6 protein-coding genes are annotated in these 5771 nt (G+C 65.1%); all 6 read left to right on the forward strand.

The genetic code is table 11. The features are described from left to right. The coding region (locus WAO18_RS22915) for an amidohydrolase family protein (protein WP_422208521.1) at positions 1-857 on the forward strand (857 nt) is incomplete at its 5' end. A gap of 124 nt (positions 858-981) precedes the next feature. Further along, positions 982-2148 carry an acyl-CoA dehydrogenase family protein gene (locus WAO18_RS22920; RefSeq protein WP_422208526.1) on the forward strand — a complete coding sequence of 389 codons (1167 nt, stop codon included), beginning with the start codon at positions 982-984 and terminating at the stop codon, positions 2146-2148. After that, positions 2148-2906, forward strand: coding sequence for an SDR family NAD(P)-dependent oxidoreductase (locus WAO18_RS22925; RefSeq protein ID WP_422208522.1), 759 nt, complete (start codon positions 2148-2150; stop codon positions 2904-2906). The genes WAO18_RS22920 and WAO18_RS22925 overlap by 1 nt, the downstream gene beginning before the upstream one ends. Further along, positions 2906-4123, forward strand: a complete 1218-nt coding sequence (locus WAO18_RS22930) for a CaiB/BaiF CoA transferase family protein (protein WP_422208523.1) — start codon at positions 2906-2908, stop codon at positions 4121-4123. Before WAO18_RS22925 ends, WAO18_RS22930 begins: the two co-directional genes overlap by 1 nt. Positions 4124-4205: 82 nt before the next feature. Further along, complete coding sequence (locus WAO18_RS22935) at positions 4206-5012, forward strand: enoyl-CoA hydratase/isomerase family protein (RefSeq protein WP_422208524.1); 807 nt, start codon at positions 4206-4208, stop codon at positions 5010-5012. Beyond that, positions 5005-5771: thiolase family protein (locus WAO18_RS22940; RefSeq protein WP_422208525.1), on the forward strand; the 767-nt coding region annotated here is incomplete at its 3' end. The genes WAO18_RS22935 and WAO18_RS22940, both read left to right, overlap by 8 nt.

Below are 5771 nucleotides of genomic sequence, written 5' to 3' on the forward strand. Positions count from 1 at the left end.
GTTTCATCCCGATGGCGATCCCGGTGATCTGGGATGCCGAGGAGTGCGCCAAAGAGGTTCGCCGGGTGGCCAAGAAGGGCGTGCACGCGCTGACCTTCACCGAGAACCCGGCCGCGATGGGCTACCCCAGCTTCCACGACGACTACTGGAAGCCGCTGTGGGATGCGCTGTGCGACACCGACACCGTGATGAACGTGCACATCGGATCCTCTGGCCGGCTCGCAATCACGGCTCCCGACGCGCCGATGGACGTGATGATCACCCTGCAGCCGATGAACATCGTCCAGGCCGCGGCGGACCTGTTGTGGTCTAAGCCGATTAAGCAGTACCCCGACTTGAAGGTCGCGCTGTCCGAGGGTGGCACTGGGTGGATTCCCTACTTCCTCGAGCGCGCCGACCGCACTTACGAGATGCACTCGACGTGGACGCACCAGGACTTCAAGGGCAAGTTGCCCAGCGAGGTGTTTCGCGAGCACTTCCTGACCTGCTTCATCAGCGACAAGGTCGGGGTTGCGCTGCGCAACATGATCGGCATCGACAACATCTGCTGGGAAGCTGACTACCCGCACAGCGACTCGATGTGGCCAGGCGCGCCCGAGGAATTGTGGGAGGTGCTGTCGGCCAACAGCGTTCCGGACGACGAGATCAAGAAGATGGCGTACCAGAACGCGATGCGCTGGTACTCCTTCGACCCGTTCAGCCATATCACCGAGGCTCAGGCCACCGTGGGTGCGTTGCGCAAAGCAGCTGAGGGCCATGATGTTTCGATCCGGGCACTGTCCAAGCACGAGCACGGTGGCGCTAGCTTCGCGGACTTCGCGGCCAGCGCCAAGGAACTGACCGGCAACAAGGACTGACGCGCGGCTGGTCGTATGTGCGGCGGCGGCGGTCGCAAGCGCGGCGAAGCCGGGCGCAGCGGGCCGGCACACAGAGCCGGTGGCTGAACTGATCTAAGGAGATTTCGCAGTGGCCGGCGGTGGGATGAGCTTCGAGCTGACCGATGACCAACAGCTGATCCGCAAGTCGGTAGCCGAGCTGGCGTCGAAGTTCGACGACCAGTACTGGATGGAAAAAGACCTGGCGCACGAATTCCCGCAAGAGTTCTACGATGCGATCGCCAACGGCGGCTGGCTCGGTATGACGATCCCCGAGGAGTACGGCGGCCACGGACTAGGTATTACCGAGGCGACGCTGCTGCTCGAGGAGGTGTCGCGATCGGGTGCGGCCATGAACGGCGCCAGCGCGATTCACCTCACGATCTTCGGTATGCAACCCGTCGTCAAGCATGGCTCCGACGAGATGAAGGCCAGGACCCTCCCGCGAATCGTCAACGGCGATCTACACGTCTGCTTCGGCGTCACCGAACCTGGTGCGGGCCTTGATACGTCGCGCATCACGACGTTCGCCAAGCGCGAAGGCGACACCTACCGGATCAACGGACGCAAGGTCTGGATCTCCAAGGCGCTGGAGTCCGAGAAGATCCTGCTGCTGACGCGCACCACACCGTTCGACGAGGTGACCAAGAAGACCGATGGCATGACGCTGTTTCTCACCGACCTCGATCGCGACCATGTCGACATCCGCCCGATCAAGAAGATGGGCCGCAACGCCGTCAGCTCCAACGAGGTGTTCATCGACGATCTGATCGTCCCGGTGGAGGATCGCGTCGGCGAGGAGGGGCAAGGCTTCAAGTACATCCTCGACGGTCTCAACCCGGAGCGGATGCTGATCGCCGCCGAGGCGCTCGGCATCGGGCGCGTGGCGCTGGAAAAGGCCGTCAAGTACGGCAACGAGCGCGTCGTGTTCAACCGCCCGATCGGGATGAACCAGGGCCTGCAGTTTCCGCTGGCCGACTCGCTGGCGCGCCTCGACGCCGCAGAATTGGTGCTGCGCAAGGCCACCTGGCTCTACGACAACGGCAAATCCTGTGGCCGCGAAGCCAATACCGCGAAATACCTGTGCGCCGACGCAGGATTCGGAGCGGCCGATCGGGCGCTGCAATTGCACGGCGGAATGGGCTACTCGGAGGAGTACCACGTGTCGCGCTACTTCCGCGAGTCGCGGCTGATGAAGATCGCACCGGTCAGTCAGGAGATGATTCTCAACTTCCTTGGCGAGCACGTGCTCGGAATGCCGAGGAGCTACTGATGGGATCGCTGTTCGACCTGTCTGGCCGCTCGGCACTGGTCACCGGGTCCGGAACCGGGATCGGCGCCGCCGTTGCCGATGCGCTGGCCGCCGCGGGTGCCGCGGTGCTCGTCAGTGATGTTGATGCCGACGCAGCTTCGGCTGTCGCCGAACGCATTTGCGCCAATGGCGGTAAGGCGGAAAGCACCGTGCTCGACGTGCGCGACCGGGAAGCGGCGGGCGCCGCTGTCGCGCAGGCCGCCAGCCTCGCCGATGGTGTGCTGCACATCCTGATCAACAACGCCGGCGTGACCGCGCCGGGAATGTTCGCCGACCTCACCGACGAGAGCTTCTACAAAGTGCTCGACATCCACCTGATGGGGGCCGTGCACTGCGCCCAGGCCGCGTTGAAAGCTCTACCCACCGACGGGACCGGTCGCATCATCAACGTGGTCTCGTCCGCCGGTATCACCGGCACTTTGGGCCAGGTGAACTACTCTGCCGCCAAGGCCAGCATCATCGGGTTCACCAAGTCGTTGGCGCGCGAGATGGCGCGTAACAACATCCTGGTGAATGCGCTTGCCCCACTTGCGGCCACCCGGATGACCCAGACCATTCGCACCAACGAGAAATTCGCCGCCAACATGATGAATCGCATCCCGCTGAAACGCTGGGCGGAACCCGAAGAGGTGGCCGGCGCCTTCGTCTTCCTCGCCTCTGACGCCGCCTCTTACATCACTGGCCAGGTGTTGCCGGTGGACGGCGGCATGGTGATGTGATGTCGCAGACCGGTGGGCCGCTGGCCGGAATCACGGTGGTGGCCCTCGAACAAGCCGTCTCGGCGCCGATGTGCACACGGGTGCTCGCCGATTTCGGTGCGCGGGTCATCAAAATAGAAAATCCCAAGGGCGGGGATTTCGCCCGGTACTACGACGATGTCGTGAATGGGCTTGCCGCCCACTTTGTCTGGGCTAACCGCGGCAAGGAATCGGTGACGCTCGACGTGAAGACCGACGCAGGGCGCGACCTGCTGCATCGCCTGCTGGATCGTGCCGATGTGTTGGTGTCCAACCTCGCTCCCGGGGCCACCGCCCGGCTCGGGATCGGGCCGGCCGACATGGCAGAACGTCATCCCGATGTGATCGCGGTCGAAATCGACGGGTACGGCCCCGGCGGGCCGCTGTCACACAAACGGGCTTACGACCTGCTCGCGCAAGCGGAGTCGGGTGCTTGCGCCGTGACCGGCCAGGCAGGCGCGCCGGCCAAGCCCGGCCCACCAATGGCCGACATCAGCACCGGACTGTACTCGGCGCTTTCGATACTGGCGCTGCTGTATTCGCGAGACACCGGGCCGGACTCCGGCGGCCATGGCAATACCGTCGCGCTCAGCCTGTTCGACACCATGACCGATCTGATGGGCTATCCGCTGACCTACACCCAGCATTCCGGCATCGACCAAATACCGTTGGGGATGAGTTCACCCGCGGTGGCGCCATACGGCGCCTACCGCACTGCCGACGGCCAGACCGTCGTGCTGGGGACCACCAACGATGCTGAATGGCAACGACTTTCGCGGCAGATTATTCAGCGCGACGATCTCGCTGACGATCCCAGGTTTGCCAACAACTCCGGGCGCTGTGCGCACCGCGGCCTGCTGGACGAGGCTATCGGCGCCTGGTGCGCGGCACACGATCTCGAACATGTGCAGAAGACGGCGGATGCCGCCGGGATCGGCAACGCGCGGTACAACCGACCGAGCGAAGTCCTGGTCCATCCGCAGTTGACGGCCCGGGACCGCTGGCGGCAGGTCGACACACCCGCCGGACCGATTCAGGCCTTGCTGCCGCCGCCCGTCATCGCCGGCTACCAGAGCCCGATGGGGGCGGTGCCCGGACTCGGGCAGCACACCGACTCGGTCCTCGGCGAACTCGGCATCGCCGCCGACGAGATCGACGGGCTGCGAGGACAAGGCGCCATCGGATCGGCGTACTCCTGATGCGTGCCGGCGACGATGCAGTGGGGGCGCCCCCAGCCGCGGAGCGGCGAGGGGGACGAAGCGATGGGGAGGAGCGGCACTGATGCCCGACCAGCCGGTGCTGTTGTGCAGCGACTGCGACGGTGTGCGGACGCTGACGCTGAACCGGCCGCGTCGCAAGAACGCGATCAATCGCGAGCTGTGGATCGCGTTGGCCGAGGCGCTGATCGCCGCGGGCAAAGACAGCGGCGTCCGTGCGGTGGTGATCACCGGTGCCGGGGGGGCGTTCTGCTCTGGTGCCGACATCTCCACGCCGGATGGCGGTCATCCGGTCCACAAACTGCAGCGGCTGACAGACGTCGCATTGGCGCTGCACGAGTTGTCGGTTCCGACCATCGCCAAGGTCAACGGCGTCGCTGTCGGTGCCGGGTGGAACCTGGCGTTGGGCTGCGATCTGGTGGCGGCGACCCCGGAATCGACGTTCTCACAGATCTTTTCCAAACGCGGCTTGTCGGTAGACCTCGGCGGCTCCTGGTTGCTGCCGAAAATCGTCGGCCTGCAACAGGCCAAACGACTCGTGCTGCTGGCCGAGACCATCGACGCCGCGGAGGCGCACGACTTGGGCCTGGTGACGTGGCTGGTGGATGCCGGTGAGATCGACGCCTTCGTCACCGACGTCGCCGACCGGCTGGCGGCCGGACCGCCGATTGCGTTGGCGCACAGCAAGGCACTGCTGAACGAGGGTGTTGACAGGACGATGCGCGATGCGCTGGCCAACGAAGCACGCGCGCAGGTAGGTAACTTCGCCACGGTCGATTCGGCGGAAGCGTATGCGGCCTTCGCCGAGAAACGCGACCCGTCGTTCTCGGGGCAATGGGCGGTCAATAGATCGGAGCAGAAAAATGCGTGAAACAGTCATCGTCGAGGCAGTACGGACGCCCGTCGGCAAGCGCAACGGTGGATTGTCCACGATGCACGCCGCCGACCTATCGGCCATCGTGCTGAACGACCTCCTGGAGCGCACCGGCATCGACCCGGACGTCATCGACGACGTGGTGTGGGGCTGTGTGTCTCAGGTCGGTGACCAGTCCAGCAACATCGGCCGCTATGCGGTGCTGGCTGCCGGCTGGCCCGAACGCATCCCCGGCACCACGATCAACCGCGCGTGCGGTTCCAGCCAGCAGGCGCTCGACTTCGCCGCGCAGGCGGTGATGTCCGGCCAGCAAGACGTGGTGGTGGCCGGCGGAGTAGAGGTGATGAGCCGGGTGCCGCTTGGGTCGGCGAGGGCAAGCGGCCAGCCGTACGGCCCCAAAGTGCTTGCCCGCTATGACGATTTCTCCTTCAACCAAGGACTCTCCGCGGAGATGATCGCGAAGAAGTGGGGCTTCTCCCGCAACAGGCTTGACGAGTATTCCGCGCTGTCCCACCAGCGCGCCGCAGCCGCGCAGGACCACGGTGCCTTCACCGGCCAGATCGTCCCGGTCTTCCCCACTCTTGACGACGACACAGCTGTCGTGACCGCCGACGAGGGCATTCGGCGCGGAACCACCGCCGAGAAACTGGCCGGACTCAAGCCCGCGTTCGACGAGGCCGGCGTGATCCACGCCGGCAATTCGTCGCAGATCTCCGACGGGGCAGCGGCGTTGCTGGTGACGACGTCGGAAATCGC

Origin of the sequence: Mycobacterium sp. (assembly GCF_049278535.1) — a bacterium.
Lineage (GTDB): Bacteria > Actinomycetota > Actinomycetes > Mycobacteriales > Mycobacteriaceae > Mycobacterium.